Source organism: Burkholderia sp. Bp9015, assembly GCF_003853505.1.
Taxonomy (GTDB): domain Bacteria; phylum Pseudomonadota; class Gammaproteobacteria; order Burkholderiales; family Burkholderiaceae; genus Burkholderia.
On record NZ_QTPZ01000001.1, the window covers coordinates 435,371 to 452,610 of the forward strand.

General features: G+C 66.9%; 14 protein-coding genes. 9 read left to right on the forward strand and 5 right to left on the reverse strand.

The window, feature by feature from the left end; all coding sequences use genetic code 11:
* The first annotated feature begins 10 nt into the window (after positions 1-10).
* The 4 genes from pqqC (at position 11) to DIE12_RS01905 (ending at position 2,606) form a co-directional block, all read left to right on the forward strand.
* On the forward strand, positions 11-763 hold the full coding sequence (gene pqqC / locus DIE12_RS01890; protein WP_044843142.1) for a pyrroloquinoline-quinone synthase PqqC: 753 nt from the start codon (positions 11-13) through the stop codon (positions 761-763).
* Entirely contained in the window at positions 760-1,035 is a 276-nt protein-coding gene (gene pqqD / locus DIE12_RS01895) for a pyrroloquinoline quinone biosynthesis peptide chaperone PqqD (protein WP_044842933.1), read from the forward strand. The genes pqqC and pqqD overlap by 4 nt, the downstream gene beginning before the upstream one ends.
* Complete coding sequence (gene pqqE, locus DIE12_RS01900; RefSeq protein WP_185500276.1) at positions 1,007-2,179, forward strand: pyrroloquinoline quinone biosynthesis protein PqqE; 1,173 nt, start codon at positions 1,007-1,009, stop codon at positions 2,177-2,179. The genes pqqD and pqqE overlap by 29 nt, the downstream gene beginning before the upstream one ends.
* Before the next feature lie 133 nt (positions 2,180-2,312).
* Positions 2,313-2,606, forward strand: a complete 294-nt coding sequence (locus DIE12_RS01905; RefSeq protein ID WP_124484984.1) for a putative quinol monooxygenase — start codon at positions 2,313-2,315, stop codon at positions 2,604-2,606.
* Positions 2,607-2,762: 156 nt separating this feature from the next.
* Here the strand turns inward: DIE12_RS01905 and DIE12_RS01910 are convergent, their stop codons facing one another.
* Both DIE12_RS01910 and DIE12_RS01915 read right to left on the reverse strand, forming a co-directional pair.
* Complete coding sequence (locus DIE12_RS01910; protein ID WP_124519703.1) at positions 2,763-3,683, reverse strand: LysR family transcriptional regulator; 921 nt, start codon at positions 3,681-3,683, stop codon at positions 2,763-2,765.
* Between the two features lie 121 nt (positions 3,684-3,804).
* Positions 3,805-4,866 (reverse strand): porin, encoded by a 1,062-nt coding sequence (locus DIE12_RS01915; RefSeq protein WP_409333434.1) that lies wholly within the window; start codon positions 4,864-4,866, stop codon positions 3,805-3,807.
* Positions 4,867-5,627: 761 nt separating this feature from the next.
* Here DIE12_RS01915 and DIE12_RS01920 point away from each other — a divergent pair.
* Both DIE12_RS01920 and DIE12_RS01925 read left to right on the forward strand, forming a co-directional pair.
* Positions 5,628-6,215 carry a YigZ family protein gene (locus tag DIE12_RS01920; protein ID WP_124484987.1) on the forward strand — a complete coding sequence of 196 codons (588 nt, stop codon included), beginning with the start codon at positions 5,628-5,630 and terminating at the stop codon, positions 6,213-6,215.
* A 221-nt stretch (positions 6,216-6,436) separates the two neighbouring features.
* Positions 6,437-6,724: an H-NS family nucleoid-associated regulatory protein gene (locus tag DIE12_RS01925; protein WP_124485084.1), complete on the forward strand. Its 288-nt coding sequence runs from the start codon at positions 6,437-6,439 to the stop codon at positions 6,722-6,724.
* Positions 6,725-6,779: 55 nt separating this feature from the next.
* Here the strand turns inward: DIE12_RS01925 and ppk2 are convergent, their stop codons facing one another.
* Both ppk2 and DIE12_RS01935 read right to left on the reverse strand, forming a co-directional pair.
* The gene (ppk2, locus tag DIE12_RS01930) at positions 6,780-7,730 is read right to left on the reverse strand and encodes a polyphosphate kinase 2 (RefSeq protein WP_124484988.1); all 951 of its coding nucleotides are present in this window, start codon (positions 7,728-7,730) and stop codon (positions 6,780-6,782) included.
* A gap of 212 nt (positions 7,731-7,942) precedes the next feature.
* Positions 7,943-8,392, reverse strand: a complete 450-nt coding sequence (locus tag DIE12_RS01935) for a helix-turn-helix domain-containing protein (protein ID WP_124519704.1) — start codon at positions 8,390-8,392, stop codon at positions 7,943-7,945.
* 335 nt (positions 8,393-8,727) lie between these two features.
* Between DIE12_RS01935 and DIE12_RS01940 the strand changes: the two genes are divergently transcribed.
* Entirely contained in the window at positions 8,728-9,651 is a 924-nt protein-coding gene (locus tag DIE12_RS01940) for an alpha/beta fold hydrolase (RefSeq protein WP_124519705.1), read from the forward strand.
* 124 nt (positions 9,652-9,775) lie between these two features.
* Here DIE12_RS01940 and ggt read toward each other — a convergent pair whose 3' ends face one another.
* Positions 9,776-11,497 carry a gamma-glutamyltransferase gene (gene ggt, locus DIE12_RS01945; protein WP_124519647.1) on the reverse strand — a complete coding sequence of 574 codons (1,722 nt, stop codon included), beginning with the start codon at positions 11,495-11,497 and terminating at the stop codon, positions 9,776-9,778.
* 401 nt (positions 11,498-11,898) lie between these two features.
* On the opposite strand from ggt, the gene DIE12_RS01950 reads away from it, so the two are divergent.
* Together DIE12_RS01950 and DIE12_RS01960 are read left to right on the forward strand one after the other, a co-directional pair.
* Complete coding sequence (locus tag DIE12_RS01950) at positions 11,899-12,423, forward strand: metal-dependent hydrolase (protein ID WP_044842922.1); 525 nt, start codon at positions 11,899-11,901, stop codon at positions 12,421-12,423.
* Positions 12,424-12,714: 291 nt separating this feature from the next.
* Positions 12,715-17,220: a DEAD/DEAH box helicase gene (locus tag DIE12_RS01960; protein WP_124519650.1), complete on the forward strand. Its 4,506-nt coding sequence runs from the start codon at positions 12,715-12,717 to the stop codon at positions 17,218-17,220.
* The last annotated feature ends 20 nt before the right edge of the window (positions 17,221-17,240 follow it).

Sequence of the window (17,240 nt, forward strand, 5' to 3'; positions counted from 1 at the left end):
GGAACCGTCGATGAGCCAACCCGCTCTCACTCCCGCCCAGTTCGAGCAGGCGCTGCGTGCCAAGGGCGCCTTCTATCACATCCACCACCCGTACCACGTCGCGATGTTCGAAGGCCGCGCGACCCGGGAGCAGATCCAGGGCTGGGTCGCGAACCGCTTCTACTATCAGGTCAGCATTCCGCTGAAGGACGCGGCGATTCTCGCGAATTGCCCCGACCGCGAGGTTCGCCGCCAGTGGGTCCAGCGCCTGATCGATCACGACGGAACCGCCGGCGACGAAGGCGGTATCGAGGCGTGGCTGAGGCTCGGTGAAGCGGTCGGGTTGGACCGCGCGCAGTTGCGCTCGCAGGAACGCGTGCTGCCCGGCGTGCGTTTCGCCGTGGACGCCTACGTGAATTTCGCGCGCCGCGCGAACTGGCAGGAAGCTGCGAGCAGCTCGCTCACGGAACTGTTTGCGCCGCAGATCCACCAGTCGCGCCTCGACACCTGGCCGCGCCACTACCCGTGGATCGATCCGGACGGCTACGCGTATTTCCGCACGCGCCTCGGTCAGGCGCGCCGCGACGTCGAGCACGGGCTCGACATCACGCTGCGGCATTACACGACCTACGAGAGCCAGCAGCGGATGCTGGATATCCTGCAGTTCAAGCTCGACGTGCTGTGGACGATGCTTGACGCGATGTCGATGGCCTACGAACTGCACCGGCCGCCTTATCACACCGTCACCGACCAGCCGGTCTGGCACAAGGGAATCGCACCATGAATTTCGACAGGAATCGCGTGCCGCGCTGGCGGCCGGGTTTTCGCTTCCAGTTCGAGCCGGCCCAGCATGCGCACGTGCTGCTGTACCCCGAAGGCATGGTCAGATTCAACGAAAGCGCGAGTGCGATCGGCGGGCTGATCGATGGCACGCGCACCGTCGCGGACATCGTTGCGCATCTCGAACGGCAATTCCCCGACGTGCCCGAACTCGGTACCGACGTCGAGGATTTCATGGAGACCGCCCGTGCCCAACACTGGATCGAACTCGCGTGAGCCGGTGACGCCCGACGCCGCGCGGGCGGCAACCGGATTGCCGCTGTGGCTGCTGGCCGAACTGACGTACCGGTGCCCGCTGCAGTGCCCATACTGCTCGAATCCGCTCGATTTCTCGCGCCAGGGCGCGGAGCTCGACACGGCACAGTGGTTCAGGGTCATGGCCGAAGCGCGCGAGATGGGCGCCGTGCAGATCGGCTTCTCGGGCGGCGAACCGCTCGTCCGTCCGGATCTTGCCACACTGATCGGCGAGGCGCGCCGCCTCGGTTACTACACGAACCTGATCACGTCGGGTATCGGCCTGACCGAACAGAAGATCGATGCGTTTCGCCAAGCCGGCCTCGATCACATCCAGATCAGCTTCCAGGCGAGCGACGCGACGGTCAACGACATGCTGGCCGGATCGGAAAAGGCATTCGCCCACAAGCTCGCGATGGCCCGCGCGGTCAAGGCGCACGGCTATCCGATGGTGCTGAACTTCGTCACGCACCGCCACAACATCGACGACATCGACCGCATCATCGAGCTGTGCATCGCGCTCGACGCGGACTACGTCGAGCTCGCGACGTGCCAGTATTACGGATGGGCCTACCTGAACCGTCAGGCGCTGCTCCCCACCCGCGCACAGCTCGAGCGCGCGGAGCGCATCACGAACGCGTATCGGGCGAAGCTCGCCGCCGCGAACAACCCATGCAGGCTGATCTTCGTCACGCCCGACTATTACGAGGAGCGGCCGAAGCCCTGCATGAGCGGCTGGGGCAGCCTGTTCCTGATCGTCACGCCGGACGGCACCGCACTGCCGTGCCACGGCGCGCGGCAACTGCCGATCGCCTTTCCGAACGTGCGCGATCACGACCTGCGACACATCTGGTACGAATCGTTCGGCTTCAACCGCTTCCGCGGCGACGACTGGATGCCCGAACCCTGCAAGTCGTGCGACGAGAAGAAGAAGGACTTCGGCGGGTGCCGATGCCAGGCGTATCTGATGACGGGCGATGCAAGCCTCACCGATCCCGTCTGCGGCAAGTCGCCTCATCACGGCCTGATCGAGAAAGCACGCGAGGCCGCGCTCGCGCCGCTGCAACCCATGACGCAACTCGTGTTTCGCAACGTACGCAATTCGCGTGAATTGACGAAGACCTGAACGGCGCCGCGCGCTCGCCGCCGATCGCCGGTGTTTCCTGATTTGGAACGCAATGTTCGCGCATCGCGTCGGGCCGGCTCACTATAATTCGTTCGATCGAAAGCGATCGTCAGACCCATTACCGGAGCAGACCATGAACGACCTTCATATCGTCGCCGTGCTGTACGCCAAGGCGGGGCAGGAGGCGCAATTGCGCGAAGACCTGATCGCCCTTGCCGGTCCGTCGCAGAATGAAGAAGGCAATCTGCGCTACGAGGTGCATGTCGACAGCGAAGATCCGCGCCGGTTCGTTTTTGTCGAACATTGGGCAGATCCCGCCCTGCGCGAAAAGCATCACACGCAAGGCGCACACATCCTGAATTTCCACGCCAACGGCGTGAAGAATGTCGAGCGCTCGGAAGTCTTCAAACTGTCTCGCCTCGCCTGACCCTCCTTTCCCGCGCTGACCACCGTTTCATGCGCGTGCGCGCGACGCCGGACATCTCGCCGCGCGCCGCGTCGTCGCCCCGGATTCAGCGAGGAGCGACGCGGTGTCCGGCAACCCATCGAATCCGTTTTTGCAACGTTGCGCACCGACGGCCCGTCACGCGCCGGCTACCGCCCATGGCGCGGCAGCGAGGCGCTCCGCCAGATAGTCCAGGAACGCGGTCACGCGCAACGGCCGCAAGCTGCTCGGCGGCGTCACGAGATTCACGCCCACCGGATCGATCCGCCACTCGGGCAATACGTCCACCAGTTCGCCTCGCATCAACGCGTCCCTGACGACGAACTCGGGTTGCAACGCGACGCCCCGGCCAGCCAGCAGCGCGGGAACGATCACGTCGGCGCTGTTGCTGCGGATGATGCCGCGCACCGTGACTGCGAACGCGTCTCCGCACGTATGACGGAATTGCCATAGCTCGGGCGTCGCCAAGCCCGTGTAGACGAGACACGCATGCCGGGCCAGGTCGCGAGGATGCGTCGGTCGCCCCCATCGTTTCAGATAGGCCGGCGAAGCCACCAGCGGGTGATTCACCGCACAGAGCCGGCGCGCCCGCAGCGACGAATCGGCGAGTTCCGCGATGAGCACCGCCACGTCGAACCCGCCGCCGACCACATCGACGATGCGGTCGGTGACGCAAAGGTCGATCTCCACCTGCGGATAGCGTTCGAGAAAGGCGGGGATCAACGGCGCGACGTGGCGGCTCGCGAACGACATCGGCACGGCAACGCGCACCAGACCGCGCAGTTCCGTCGCGTGCGACGACGCCTCGGTCTCCGCCGCCGCGGCTTCGCTGAGAATGCGAATCGCTCGCGATTTGGCGATTTCGCCGGCGGCCGTCAGCGAAACCTGACGCGAGTTTCGATAAAAGAGCGCCGTGCCGAGCCGGCGTTCGAGTCGGGAAATGGCTTTCGACACGGTCGGCTGCGAGAGGTCGAGCGCCTCCGCGGCCCTGACGAAAGAGCCCGTTTCGAGCACGTGCGCGAAAATCGCCCACGCCTCGAGGTCAGGAAGTATCTGCATCAGACAGCAAGCCTCCGGTTGGCCGATCCGGCCGGTTTCCTGCCGATACCGGTGCCGCGCCCTGCAGCGTTCGCGCTGCATGAGCACCGCCGCCGACACCGGCTGCGCGATGTGCACACCGCTAGAAAAGCGTATGAAGGCCGATGCGGGCAATGGCCTGGTTCGCGCCGGACGACGCGCCATCCGGATCCATCACACCGTTGATTTGCGCCCGGGCACCGCTGCTTGCCCGCTGCCACACACCGGTCGCGTACACCATCGTTCGCTTCGACAGCGTGTACTGCACCGTCGCCGTGACCTGGTGAGCGTGGTCGTTGTCGAGCGCCGCATTGCCCTTCATGTACATGTAATCCGCGCCGATCCTGACCGGACCGGAGAGTTGCCAGGTACCGCCCGACTCGGCCATCCACACCGAGCCACCGGACGCAGCGTTATGAACGGTCGTCACCAGCGCGCTCAGGTTCGCCCGTCCGATCCGGTAGTGCGCCCCTGCGCCCCAGTTACGCACACTCGTCGCGACGGAGCCCGGCTGTGCGCCATATTTCTCGTTGGTGTACGCGGCGGCGGCGCCGAACGGTCCAGCCTCGTAGTCGAGACTGGCGCTCACCGTATTGCCCGCGCCGATCGAGCCCGGCACGCCGCCGAACGCATAAAGCGCACCCGCCTTCAGCCCATGGATGACCGGGCTCACGAACTTGACGGCGTTCGCTACACGCTGACTGCCCGCCATCCGGTCCCAGTCGAACGCGCCGGTCGGGTTGCCGGGCAGCGCGAGCTTGCGAAAGGGTCCGTTGCGCAGGTTGTACAGTCCGGCGACATCGGCCGCCGCGTCAGTGCCGCTGAAGAACAGCGTATCGGCCATGAATTCATACTGGTTGCCGAACGTCAGCGTGCCCAGCCGGTCGTTCTGCACACCGACGTACGCGGTACGCGCGAACAGGCCATTGCCGATCAGCGCGCCGGTACCCGGTGAAATCTGGCTGACCAGCTGGAAAATGACCTTTGAGCCACCGCCGACATCTTCGCTTCCGCGCAAGCCGAGCAGGCTCGGCGTAAAAATCCCGTCGTCGAATTTCGCATTGCCGTGGCCGCCTTCGTTACTGACGTAACTCAGTCCCACGTCGAGCGCGCCGAACAACGTGACACTGCTCTGCGCGCACGCGATCGGCACATGCGCAATCATCAACAGGGCCGGGGCATAGAGACGCTTTCCGAACATGAACCGCCTTCTTCATTGCTTCGCAATCCGAATCACAACGACCGGACCTTTCAATCATCCCGCGCAATGCAGGTAGGCACGCGCACGCCGCCGTCATGCCCGATCGCGCGACAGGCGGCACGCATCGACGGCACGAGTCTAGCGCACGGAATGACGCTTCGACGTTCGGCCCGCGAGAACACAATGTTCTGCATCTCCCGGCTACGCAACGCATCGCGGTTCGCCTACACTCGTTCGGTGCATCGGCAGATGCGCCGCGATTCGAGCCACGACCCGAGCCGCGATCCGTCGCCGACGAGAATCGATTGCGCATGCGATCGCGACACCCTCCGCCGCGCCCGATGCTTCGCGCTCAGGTCGAGCCGACCGGCGCACGCCAGGTCCCCACTTGCCAGGCCCGGAACTCCTTCCTCCGGCTTTCGTCCTCCGGAAAGTCCAGACCGCGCTTCACGTCCGATGTTTGAACCCGGGCGAAGCGCTCCATTAAGCGATCGTCACCCGGCGGTCGCGTTCGTCGCACGCGTTTTCACGCTCCGGAGCGGCCGGCGCGGCAACCGCGCCGAATCTCTCGACGCGCGCCACGGTAAAATTCCGTCGTGACCCGTTGCTCATCCCGTTCAGGCGCCCTGCCGGGCCTGCTGCGGCATGCATCGCCTGCCATCAGGAGCGCGCCGCACAGGAGCCCCTATCTCCTTGATTCCTATACATTCACCGTTTCCCGGAACATGACTTACTCGCTTGCCACCCTGTACACCCGGGAACTCGAGATCCGCAAGAGCCGCTTCATCGCGTTCGCGATCCCCGTCGAGGACCGCGATGCCGCGATGCAGGCGCTGCAGCGCCTGCGCGACGAACACCCGGCGGCCACCCACGTGTGCTGGGCCCTGCTCGCCGGCGGCCAGTCCGGCATGTCCGACGACGGCGAACCGTCGGGCACTGCCGGCCGACCGATCCTCGAAGTGCTGCGTCATCACGATCTCGACGGCGTGCTCGGCGCGGTAGTCCGCTACTACGGCGGCGTGAAGCTCGGCGCGGGCGGCCTGGTGCGCGCCTATACGGATGCGATCGCGTCGGCGCTGCTCGACGCCGAGCGCGTCGAACGCATTCGCCACACGCGGATCGCGATCGAAATCGGCTACCCGGACGAAGCGCGGGTGCGCCGCTGGATCGAGCAGGCGGGTTACGCGCTGGTGGACAGCGCGTACGGGATGACGGTGAAGCTCGTGATCAAGCTGCCGGAAACGGCCGAGGCAGCAGCGAAGACCGAACTGTTCGACCTGACGCAGGGGCGCTCGGGCTTCCCCGACCTGTGAGGATCGGGCAACCCGCCCGGCCTCGCCGCCACGGGTTTCACACAGATTCCCGTGAAAATTCAGATGCGTCCGATAGAAAACCCGCGCGCCGAAGCTTAATCTCCTCCGTGTTCCTCGCGACGCGTCCTGCAAACGCCTGGCCGGGCGTGCAGACATGCGGCACACCGCGCGTCGCCAACGATCGCCAACAATCAGAATTCAGCTACGGGGATATCGGACGCATGCAACTGCAAAAACTGCAAGCCCAGCTCGCGGAACTCGATCGACGCATCCGGGTGGCGCGCCGCCGCGAACGCCAAGCGGCACTGGTGCAGGTACGCCAGCTCGTGACGGACCATGCGCTGACCGCGCGGGAAATCTTCGGGCAGGGTTACAGCGATCGCGTAAAGCTGTTCACGATGGGCACGAAATATCGCGATCCGGCGACGGGCGCGACCTGGAGCGGCCGCGGTCGTGCGCCCGCCTGGATCGCCGGGCGCGACCGCGCCGCGTTCCTGATCCGGGATTAACGCGCGCCGCGTTGCACGGCGCGCCTCCGTGGTCGATGCAGTCGACCCGAACCGCTCAATAAACGTCCGGGACGATCATGCTGTCCGGCGTCGGACGGCGAATGTAGTCCTCGTGATGCTCGCGCTGAGGCAGATCGATCGTCGGCCGCGGCACCTCGTGATACGGCACCTGGGTCAGCAGGTGATGGATGCAGTTCAGGCGCGCGCGCTTCTTGTCGACCGCCTGCACGACCCACCACGGCGCCTCGGGGATGTGCGTGCGCAGCATCATCTCTTCCTTCGCGGCCGTATACGCTTCCCAGCGGCGGCGGCTCTCGAGATCCATCGGGCTCAGCTTCCACTGCTTCAACGGATCCTCGATCCGGCTCTGGAAGCGCAGCTCCTGCTCATGGTCGGTGATCGAGAACCAGTACTTGACGATCTGGATCCCGCTGCGCACGAGCATTTTCTCGAACTCGGGCACCGAGCGGAAAAACTCCTCGTATTCGTCGTCGGTGCAGAAATTCATCACGCGCTCGACGCCTGCGCGGTTGTACCAGCTGCGATCGAACAGCACGATCTCGCCGCCGGCGGGCAGATGCGCGACATAGCGCTGGAAATACCATTGCGTGCGTTCGCGATTGTTCGGAGCCGGCAGCGCCGCCACGCGGCACACGCGCGGATTCAGGCGCTGCGTGATGCGCTTGATCGCACCGCCCTTGCCTGCAGCGTCGCGCCCCTCGAAAATCACGACGAGCCGGTGCCCCGTGCTCACGACCCAGTCCTGCAGCTTCACGAGTTCGCCCTGCAGCCGGAACAGCTCGCGGAAATACTGCTTGCGCGCTTCGCGGCGCTCCGGCGAGAACAGCAGATCCTCGTCGTTGTCGAAGCGGCGGTCGTCGAGCTCCATTTCGAGTTCTTCGTCGTACGCGTCGACGAGGTCTTCCTCAAAACGGCGCTGGCGCGATTCGAGCGATGCCGTATCGGTGAAGTCGTCGGACTCGGTGCGGGTATCGTTATCGCCCATGGGGCCTCCTTCCTTCAATTGGCGCAGCCAAACACCACCATTATCCCAGCGTCTCGCGTCAAATTGATGAAAAAGGGGTCGATCCGCCCCTCAGAAGCGGAATCCGGGCCGCGCTCGCCGAGAGCGTACTTGAACGCGGTCTAACCGCTCCCGAGCAGAACGGGAGCGCACATGCGCCGCTGACGCGGTGACGCCCGCCCGCTGGCGATGCATCAACCGGGCGGCGGCAGCACGACCGTGTCCTCGGGCCCGAGCACGCGGCCGTCCTGCGAGCGAAGCTCCAGTTTCCTGACGGGCAAGCCGGTCTTGCGGTCGACGAGAAGCACGTGCGCCTCGTCCGGTTCGAAGAAGAAATCCTCGCCCCACTGCCGCAGCGCGACGAGCAGCGGAAACAGGCCTCGCCCCTTTTCGGTCAGTACGTATTCGTGATGTGCGCCGCCGTCCGCGGCCGGCACCATGTCCATGATTCCGTGCGCGACGAGGTTGCGCAAACGCGCGGCGAGGATGTTCTTCGCCAGGCCGAGATTTTTCTGGAATTCGCCGAAACGGCGCAGCCCGTCGAATGCATCGCGGACGATCAGCAGCGACCACCAGTCGCCAATCGCATCCAGCGGGCGGGCAACGCCGCAAGGGGAATCTTCGTGGGTGGTTCGTCTGGTCATCGATGGAAGTCGAACGGCGGATGGTGCCATGGGCAATGAAGGTTTCAATATAAAACCAACAATACTGAAAATCAATCGCCGTGCGTCCATTGTTCGAGGAGCACGAACGAAACCGGGTTCCTCATCGGAATTGGTTAGTCGGGGTTAGTCTGGTCATGCATTTCGATGCCAAAAATTGCCGAATTTTCGATTTTTCTTACCTGAAGTCATCCCGTCGTCGAGGCGTTCGACCGTGTCCTGATCATTCATTCAGTTGCAACTTGAAACCTCATGTCCTACGCTCCAAATGGTTTCAACATGAAACCACTATCCACGACCATACGAAGGAGCGCTCGATGATTTCATCCGATGCCACGTTCGACGGCACCTTTCCATTCGCTCCGCACTTCAGCGACGCGCCCGGTTTCCAGATGCACTACGTGGATGAAGGCCCGCGCGACGGCGAAACGGTTCTGTGCCTGCATGGCGAACCCACGTGGGGTTACTTGTTCCGCCACCTGATCGCGGCACTGAGCCCGACACACCGCATCGTCGTGCCCGACCACATGGGATTCGGCAAAAGCGCGACGCCGCAGGATCGCAACTACGGGTTGCAGGACCATATCGACAACCTGGAGCGCTTCGTTCTCGCGCTCGACCTCGAGCGCTTGACGCTCGTGATGCACGACTTCGGCGGCCCGGTCGGCATGGGGCTCGCCGCGCGGCACCCTGACCGGATCCGGCGCATCGTGTCGGCGAACGGGCCGACGCCGTTCGGCCAGCCCGATCTGGTCGAGCGCGTGACCGCGAACGGTCGCGACGCACCGTGGTTCCAGTGGATCGTGCGCGCGGCGGCAGACGACACACTCGAAACGGTGCTCGGGCAGCTAGGCTTCAACATCCTGAGTACGCTGAAGCTCAACGGTTTCGAGAATCATGCCGTCATCGACGATACCTGGATCGCCGCATACGGTGCGCCGTTCGCGCAACCGGCCGACTGTATCGGCGCGATCGGATGGGCGCGCGGATTTGCCGACGGCATGCACCGGTTCGAGGAGCCCGATGCTGCAGCGGTACGCGCGATACGCGACAAGCCCGCGCTCGCGATCTGGGGAGACGCCGATCGCACCCTCGGCGCCGAGCACTTCCTGCCGCTGTTCACTGCGCTGTTTCCGTCGGCGCCCGTCGAGCGGCTGGCCGGCGTCGGGCACTATTGCTTCGAGGATGCGCCCGACGCGGTGACCGACCGGATCGCCGGATTCATCCGCGCCACCGCCTGAGCGCGTTGCACCGCGCGTCCGAGCCATCCGACGCGGCTACCCGCCCGGCACCGGACTGCATGCCGGCCGCGGAACCGCGTGCGCGACCGCTTTCGCGCACGCGTCACTCACCCGCTACTCGACGTCACCGAATGATCCGCGTGACCCCGCGCCCACGCGGATCGGCCATCGCCTCCGGCGTCCTGCCGTCGATCTTGATCACCTGGATGTCGCCGCTGAAGTCCTGCCCCGTCAGCGTGTAGCCGCGGGCCTCGATCTGTTTCGCGAGTTCGCCTTCGATCGGGTGGTACGGCTCCCAGAAGATCGTGTTCGGCGGCAGCAGCTGATGGTGGAAACGCATCGCGCCGACGGCCTCCTTCAACGGCATCCTGAAGTCGTAGATGTTGTTGATCACCTGGAAGATCGACGTGAAGATCCGCGAGCCGCCCGGCGTGCCGATCACGAGCGACACCTTGCCGTCCTTCGTCATGATCGTCGGCGACATCGACGACAGCGGACGCTTCTTCGGCTCGATCGCGTTCGCGTCGCTGCCGACGACGCCGAACATGTTCGCGACACCCGGCTTCGCGGAGAAGTCGTCCATCTCGTCGTTCAGCACGATCCCGGTACCGTCGGCGACCACCCCCGAACCGAAATAGCCGTTGATCGTGTACGTGTTCGACACCGCGTTGCCCCACTTGTCGACGACCGAGAAGTGCGTCGTCTCCGCCTTCTCCGGCATCGACGTGCCGAGGCCCGGCTGCACGCTCTTCGTGTCCGACGGTTCCTTCGGATTGACCTCCGCCGCGCGCTTCGCGATATACGCGTCATCGGTCAGCTGCGCGACCGGCACCTTGTAGAAGTCGGGGTCACCGAGATACTGCGCGCGATCCGCGAACACGCGCTTCTCGATTTCCGCGACGAGGTGGATGTATTGCGGCGAGTTGAGCTTCACGCCCTCGAACTCCTGCTTGAGATCGGCCTTCATCTTCAGCAGCTGCACGAGGCCGATGCCGCCCGAGCTCGGCGGCGGCGCGGTGATCACGTCATAGCCGTTCCACTTCGCCTGCACCGGCTGGCGCCACACCGCGCGGTATTGCGCGAGATCCTCGGTGGTGATCAGCCCGTTGCCGTCGCCGGTCTTCATCGACGCGGCGATCAACTCGGCCGTCTTGCCCTTGTAGAATCCTTCCGCGCCGCCATCCGCAATGCGCGTGAGCACCGCCGCGAGATCGGGCTGCTTGAAGTTCGTGCCGGCCTTCATCGACGCGAAGTACTTGTCGAAGTTGGTCTTGCCGCCGAATTCCTTCGACGCGTCGACGCCGCGCTGCGCCAGCTGCTCGTCGACGACGAAGCCGTCGCGCGCATAGTGGATCGCCGGCGCGAGCACCTGCTTCCACTTCAGCTTGCCGAAACGCTTCTGCGCTTCCCACATGCCGGCGACCGTACCCGGCACGCCGGCCGCGCGCGGGCCGTACAGGCTCATGCCCTTGACGACGTTGCCGTCCTTGTCGAGATACATGTCCTTCGTCGCGGCGAGCGGCGCGCGCTCGCGATAGTCGATGAAATACGGCTTGCCGTCCTTGTAGATCGTCATGAAACCGCCGCCGCCGATGTTGCCGGCTTCCGGGTATGTAACCGCAAGCGTGAACGCGATCGCGACGGCCGCGTCGATCGCGTTGCCGCCTTCCTTGAAGATCCGCTCCGCGGCGTCCGCGCTGTACTTGTCGGCCACCGCAACCGCCGAGCTCGTCAGGACCGCCGGCTGCGGCCCTTTCGCGTAGGCCGGCGTGTTCGGCAGGAAGCCGATGCCGGCCATCGTCGCGAGCACGACGGCGGATGATTTGAAGCGATTCAGCATAGACATTGCATGTCCCCCATGTAGGTCTCCGGCGGGCTGGAAATAGCCCCTGATCCGCTTATAGCCGCTGGCGCACGGTCAGCCCTATGCCGGTTTCGTAGTGAATCGGGGAATGCGGCCGGAAAACTCGCGGCACACTACGAATTGCCGTGGATCGTGTACGGTCGGTCACACGGCGGAGCAAAAAATGAGCCGGCGGATCAGTCGAAATGGCATGCGGCGGATTCGCAGCGCACCCGCGCGATCGGAAATCACGGCACGCGCCGCATGCGCGGCTCCGGCACATGTAAAAAAATGCGATCGAACCGCCCGCTGAGCAGGCCGATCTGAGAAGATAGCGCCCCGCTTTCGCGCCCGATCGTTCGCGCTCGTCCGCGGCCGCTTCACGCTTCTTCGTCTCGTTTCCTATGGCATCACACAATGCGCATCACGCGTCCGGCTTCGCGGCCGGCGTCGCCGCCGCCGTCCTCGTCGCGCAAACCGGCGCGACCGGCCCCTGGCACGCGGGCCTGCTCGCCGCGTTCGCGGCCGGCGTCGCGGGCGGCACCGCGCCCGACTGGCTCGAAGTCGCGTGGTGGACCCGCAAGCGCCGCTTGTGGATCACGCACCGCACCATCACGCACTGGGGCATCGGCTGGATCGCGTTGCTCGCGCTCGGCTGGCACGGGCTCACGCATCATCCGCATCCGCTGTGGGCGGCGCCGCTGTTCGGCTTCGCGTGCGGCGGCGTGATGCACCTGCTCGCCGACTGGCCGAATCCGCTCGGCGTGCCGTGGATCTGGCGGCGCCATTCGCTGAACCTGTGGAACAGCGGACATTGCGACCTGATCGTCGTGGCCGCCGCCTGGGGCGGCACGCTGTGGCTCGCGCAATCGCTGTGGACGCGCGCGCCGTTCCTCGAACACTGGCTCGGCTGGCTGCATCGCGTGTAGTGACACGTCGTAGCGCATAGTCGCGCGCCGATACATGTCGTCACGACTCGTGCTCCGCACCCGCCCGGCGCGCGTCGAACCCGACTTCCTTCTCTCCTCGATCCAGCACCCGCGAACGAGCGGGTTCCGTTACGCACGCACGCCCGTTGAAATGCCGGCGCCGCGCCTCATCTGAATCTCCGGCGCGCGCATTCCCGCCGCGCGCGGTGCCCGGCACGCGCACGCGACGTCTGGCACACTGACGATTCGCACGCGGCCGCCCGCGCGCTCGCACCCCATTTCAACGCTCCGATGGACGTCACAGCCACCCGCCCCGCACACGCGCTCGACGTGTTCCACCCGGCCGTCGCCGCGTGGTTCCGCCGCACGTTTGCCGCGCCGACCGGCGCGCAGGCACTCGCATGGCCGCACATCAAGGCCGGCCGGTCGACGCTCGTCGCCGCGCCGACCGGCTCCGGCAAGACGCTCACCGCGTTCCTGTGCGCACTCGACGACCTCGTGCGCGATGCGCTCGCGCACGACGGCGCGCTGCCCGACGCGACGCTCGTCGTCTATGTGTCGCCGCTGAAGGCGCTGTCGAACGACATCCACGTGAACCTCGACGCGCCGCTCGCCGGCATCGCCGACTCGCTCGCGCAGCTCGGCCTGCCGGTGCCGGCGATCCGCACCGCCGTGCGCACCGGCGACACCACGCAGGCCGAACGCGCGGCGCTGCGCAAGCGCGCGCCGCACATCCTCGTGACGACGCCCGAATCGCTGTACGTGCTGCTGTCGTCCACGTCGGGGCGGCAAATGCTGTCGAGCGTGCGTTCGGTGATCGTCGACGAGATCCACGCGCTTGCGTCGTCCAAGCGCGGCAGCCACCTCGCGTTGTCGCTCGAACGCCTCGACGCGTTGACGGGCCGCGCGTTGCCGCGCATCGGGTTGTCGGCCACGCAGAAACCGATCGACGCGGTCGCGCGCTTCCTGGTCGGCGGCCCGGCCGATGCGCCGCGCGACTGCACGATCGTCGATACCGGTCACACCCGCGAACGCGACCTCGCGCTCGAACTGCCGAACGTGCCGCTCGAGCCGGTGATGGCGACCGACGTGTGGGAACAGGTGTACGACCGGATCGCCGCGCTTGCCGCCGCGCATCGCACGACGCTCGTGTTCGTGAACACGCGGCGCACCGCGGAACGCATGGCGCGCCATCTCGCCGACCGTCTCGGCAAGGACGCGATCGCCGCCCACCACGGCAGTCTCGCGAAGGAGCATCGCTTCGACGCCGAACAGCGGCTCAAGCGCGGCGAGCTGAAGCTGCTGGTCGCGACCGCGTCGCTCGAACTCGGCATCGACATCGGCGACGTCGATCTCGTGTGCCAGGTCGGTTCGCCGCGCGGGATCGCACCGTTCCTGCAGCGTGTCGGACGCTCGGGGCACCATGTCGGCGGCGTGCCGAAGGGCCGCCTGTTCCCGCTGTCGCGCGACGAGCTGGTCGAATGCGCGGCGCTGCTCGATTGCGTGCAACGCGGCGAGCTCGACACGTTGCGGATTCCCGAGGCACCGCTCGACGTGCTCGCGCAGCAGATCGTCGCCGAAGTCGCCTGCGCGGAATGGCAGGAGGACGCGCTGTACGCGAGCTTCACGCGCGCGGCGCCCTACGCACGCCTGTCGCGCGAACGCTTCGACGACGTGATGAAGATGCTCGCCGAAGGCTTCACTAGCCGCCGCGGCGTGCGTGGTGCGTACCTGCATCGCGACGTGGTCGGCGGCACGGTGCGCGGGCGCCGCAACGCGATGATGACCGCGACGACGTCGGGCGGCACGATTCCCGACATGGCCGACTACGCGGTGCTGCTCGAACCGCAGGGTATCCAGGTCGGCACCGTCAACGAGGATTTCGCGGTCGAGAGCCTCGCGGGCGACGTGTTCCAGCTCGGCAACCAGTCTTACCGGATCATTCGCGTGGAAACCGGCCGTGTGCGCGTCGAGGACGCGCAAGGTCAAGCGCCGGGCATTCCGTTCTGGCTCGGCGAGGGGCTCGGGCGCAGCGACGAGCTGTCGGCGGCGGTCGGCCGGCTGCGGGCGCGGCTCGACGGGCTGTTCGCCGAAGGCGATCGGCACTCCGAGGCCGGAGCACGCAAACGCGCGAGCGACGACGCAGCGGGCAAGACGGGCACGCGCGGCAAAACCGGCAAGGCGGCCGCCGAAGCCGACGCGTTGGCCGACTCGCGCAGCGATAACGGCGGCACCGCGATCGCCCCGCCCGCAAGCCGCCTCGCGCCGGCGCTGCGCTGGCTCGTCGACGATCTCCGCCTGTCGCCCGACGCGGCCCGCCAGATCGCCGACTACCTCGCGCGCACGCGCGCGGCGCTCGGCGCCCTGCCGACGCAGGACACGCTCGTGATGGAGCGCTTCTTCGACGAATCGGGCGGCACGCAGCTGGTGATCCATTCGCCGTTCGGCAGCCGTATCAACCGCGCGTGGGGGCTCGCGCTGCGCAAGCGCTTCTGCCGCACGTTCAATTTCGAGCTGCAGGCCGCCGCGACCGACGACGCGATCATTCTTTCGCTGTCGCTCGCGCACAGCTTCGCGCTCGACGAAGTGTGGCGCTACCTGCGCTCGGCGAGCGCCGAGCACGTGCTGGTGCAGGCGCTGCTCGACGCACCGATGTTCGGCGTGCGCTGGCGCTGGAACGCGACGACCTCGCTCGCGCTGCCGCGCTTCACCGGCGGCCGGCGCACCGCGCCGCAACTGCAGCGGATGAAGAGCGACGACCTGCTCGCGACCGTGTTCCCCGACCAGGTCGCGTGCGTGGAGAACGTCGTCGGCGAACGCGAGATCCCGCACCATCCGCTCGTCGACCAGACGCTCGACGATTGCCTGCACGACGCGATGGATACCGACGGCTGGCTCGCGCTGCTGCGCCGGATCGAAAGCGGCGCGATCGAACTGATCGCGCGCGACCTGCCCGCGCCGTCGCCGCTCGCGGCCGAGATCCTGAACGCGAAGCCCTATGCGTTCCTCGACGACGCGCCGCTCGAGGAGCGCCGCACGCAGGCCGTGCAGTCGCGCCGCTGGAGCGATCCCGAATCGGCCGACGATCTCGGCGCGCTCGACGCCGATGCCATCGATGCGGTGCGCGACGAAGCGTGGCCGCTCGTACGCGATGCCGACGAAATGCACGACGCCCTGCTCACGCTCGCGTGCGTCGCCGACGGCGAAGCGCACGCGCACGAAGGCTGGCCCGAACGGCTCGCGGAACTGGCCGAGCGCCGTCGTGCGACGCAACTCGTCACGCCGGACGGCGCCGTGCTGTGGGTGCCGGTCGAACGGCTGGTCTGCATGCGCGCGCTGCATCCCAATGCACGCGTCGTGCCCGCGCTGAAGGTGCCGGCCGCCTGCGCGCAACCCTGGGAAGCCGATGCCGCGCTCGTCGACGTGATCCGCGCGCGGCTCACCGGCTTCGGGCCATCGACGCTCGACGCCATCGCGCAGCCGCTCGGCCTGCCGTCCGCGGCGATCGCGACCGCGCTCGCCGCACTGGAGCGCGAAGGCTACGTGATGCATGGCCGCTTCACGCCGGGCGCCACGACCGACGAATGGTGCGAACGCCACCTGCTCGCGCGCATTCATCGCTACACGGTCAAGCGGCTGCGCCGCGAGATCGAGCCGGTCGAGCGCGCCGATTTCATGCGCTTCCTGTTCCACTGGCAGCACCTGACGCCCGACACGCGCGGCACGGGCCGCGACGCGCTCGCGGCCGTCGTCGAGCAGCTCGAAGGCTACGAAGCCGCGGCGAGCGCATGGGAAGACGCGCTGCTGCCCGCGCGCCTGACCGACTACACGGCCGGCGGCCTCGACGAGCTGTGCCGCTCGGGCAAACTCGTGTGGACCCGCATCGGCGCGCCGGCGCGCGCGGCCGGCACGCCCGTGAAAACGACGCCGATCGTGCTGCTGCCGCGCCGCCACCTCGGCGCATGGCAGGCGCTGCGCGACCCGGACGCGCAGCCGGCGCTATCCGCGCGTGCGACGCAGGTGCGCGATGCACTTGCCGCACACGGCGCGATGTTCTTCGACGCGCTGCTCGACGAACTGCACATGCTGCCGGTCGAACTCGAGCAGGCGCTCGGCGAACTCGTGTCGGCCGGCCTCGTGAATGCAGACAGCTTCGCCGGGTTGCGCGCGCTGTTGAAGCCCGCGGTCAAGCGCAGCGCGACCTATGCGCCGCGCACGCGGCGCGGTGGCGCGCTGATCGGCGGGATGGACGACGCCGGCCGCTGGGCGCTCGTGCAACGCATGTCGGCGCCGGACGATGCGCCAACCCCGGCACCGAAGCGCGGTGCGCCCGCGATCGATCCCGATGCGCTCGAACACATCGCGTGGACGCTGCTGCGCCGCTATGGCGTGGTGTTCTGGCGGCTGCTCGAACGCGAAGCCGACTGGCTGCCGAGCTGGCGCGAACTCGTGCGGGTGCTGCAACGCCTCGAAGCGCGCGGCGAGATTCGCGGCGGCCGCTTCGTCGCGGGGCTCGCGGGCGAGCAGTTCGCGCTGCCGGAAGCGATCCCGGTCCTGCGCGAGCTGCGTCGCCAACCGGGCGACGGCCAGTACGTGTGCGTGACGGGCGCCGATCCGCTGAACCTTGCCGGCACGCTGTTGCCCGGCGACAAGGTGCCCGCGCTGGCCGGCAATCGCGTGCTGTTCCGCGACGGCGTGCCGGTCGCGTCGCTCGTGGCGGGCACGTTCCATTACGCGCCCGAGCTGCCGCCTGCCGCGCGCGAGGATGCGCGCCTGCGGCTCGCACGCCGCCACTGACTCCTGACATCGGCTGACAC